Annotated in this window: 2 protein-coding genes; both read right to left on the bottom strand. The window is 43.9% G+C overall.

Translation table 11 applies throughout. The annotated features are described in order from the left end of the window. Positions 1 to 79: 79 nt before the first annotated feature. The gene (locus GBN19_RS15375) at positions 80 to 307 is read right to left on the bottom strand and encodes a hypothetical protein (protein ID WP_151778697.1); all 228 of its coding nucleotides are present in this window, start codon (positions 305 to 307) and stop codon (positions 80 to 82) included. A 123-nt stretch (positions 308 to 430) separates the two neighbouring features. Next, entirely contained in the window at positions 431 to 1,327 is an 897-nt protein-coding gene (locus GBN19_RS15370; protein ID WP_151708402.1) for a LysR family transcriptional regulator ArgP, read from the bottom strand. Positions 1,328 to 1,372: the final 45 nt, after the last annotated feature.

The following is a 1,372-nucleotide window of genomic DNA, read 5'->3' as shown; positions in this document are numbered from 1 at the left end:
ACGGTCAAAGAGCTTATTGAGCAAATAAAAAAGTCAGGCAGTGTTTCCACTCTCCTGACTTTCGGTTATGGCTTAAAAATTACCAGCCACCACGGTCACCGCCGCGATCGCCACCACCATGACCGCCACCACCATGACCGCCACCACCATGACCGCCACGGTCACCGCCGCCATCATAATGACCACCACCACCACCGCCATGATGTGGACTATCTGCCCACCAGAATGGATCAAAGAGTGCACAGCCTGACATGCTGAGTACAGAAATCATCGCTAAGCTACCCAATAGCACTTTGACTTTTTTCATGATTGTCTCCTTATCACAACTGCGTACCTTACCTGATACACAGGCGGGAAAAATGAAGATATTGAGAGATTTTGTTGTTTTATACTGTAAAAACAGCAATAAACAGTTAATTTTGCTGAAAAGCTAGGCGGGGCGTAGAAAACGTACGCTTTGCTGACAAATATGTTTGGTGAGTTGTTGAAGTTGTGGGGATTGTTGCTGCCAGTGATGCCAATACAAGGCGATATCGGTTTGAGCTTCGGGTAAGATTTCAACTAATTCACCCAGTTCAAGGGCTGTACCCAGTTGTACATCGGGAACAAGACCATAGCCCAAATCTCGATGAATCGCATGCACAAATGCTTCTGAAGACGGAATGAAATGATAGGGGTAACTATTTGAAGTTAGACCATAAAGTTTTAGTAAAACATTTTGATGCATGTGGTCTTTATGATTAAAAATCACCGCAGGGGCTTGAGTCAGTGCTTGCCGATGAACGCCTGTTTTGAACCAACGTGCAATAAATGCAGGTGTTGCCACCATTTTATAGCGCATATAACCCAAAGGTTTAGCTAAACAGCCACGTAAGGGTTCAGTTTCAACTGAAATACAGGCATGAACTTGTCCTGCTTCGAGTAGTGCGTGTGTGAGTGATTGATCATCAATTCGAATTTCTACAGCGATTTTTTGTTGAATCACCATTTGTTGTAAGCTTGGAAGTAGCCATGTCGCCAATGAGTCGGCATTGCTGGCAATAATCAGTTTAATAAACTCAGAATCGGCTTGTTTGCCTTGCAAACTCTGTAAAAAATTTTGTTCCATAAAACGTTGGCGTTGTAAGTATTGCAGAAGTTGTTCACCAGCGGGAGTGGTTTGGCACGGACGCCCGCGGATCAGCAGCATTTGTCCAAGTTGGCGTTCAAGTGCTTGGACACGTAAAGATACCGCTGAAGCGGTTAAGTGAAGCTGTAAACTGGCATATTCAAAACTTCCAGTTTCTGCGACAGCGAGAAAAGCTTGGCATTGTTTACTGTCGAGCATTGCATAATCCAACTGATTTTTTTTTAGATAAGACTAGATTAACTT

It is taken from the genome of Acinetobacter brisouii, assembly GCF_008993995.1.
GTDB classification, from domain to species: Bacteria; Pseudomonadota; Gammaproteobacteria; order Pseudomonadales; family Moraxellaceae; genus Acinetobacter; species Acinetobacter brisouii_A.
The sequence above is the reverse complement of the archived record's forward strand: the minus strand, read 5'-3'. Positions and strand labels throughout refer to the sequence as shown.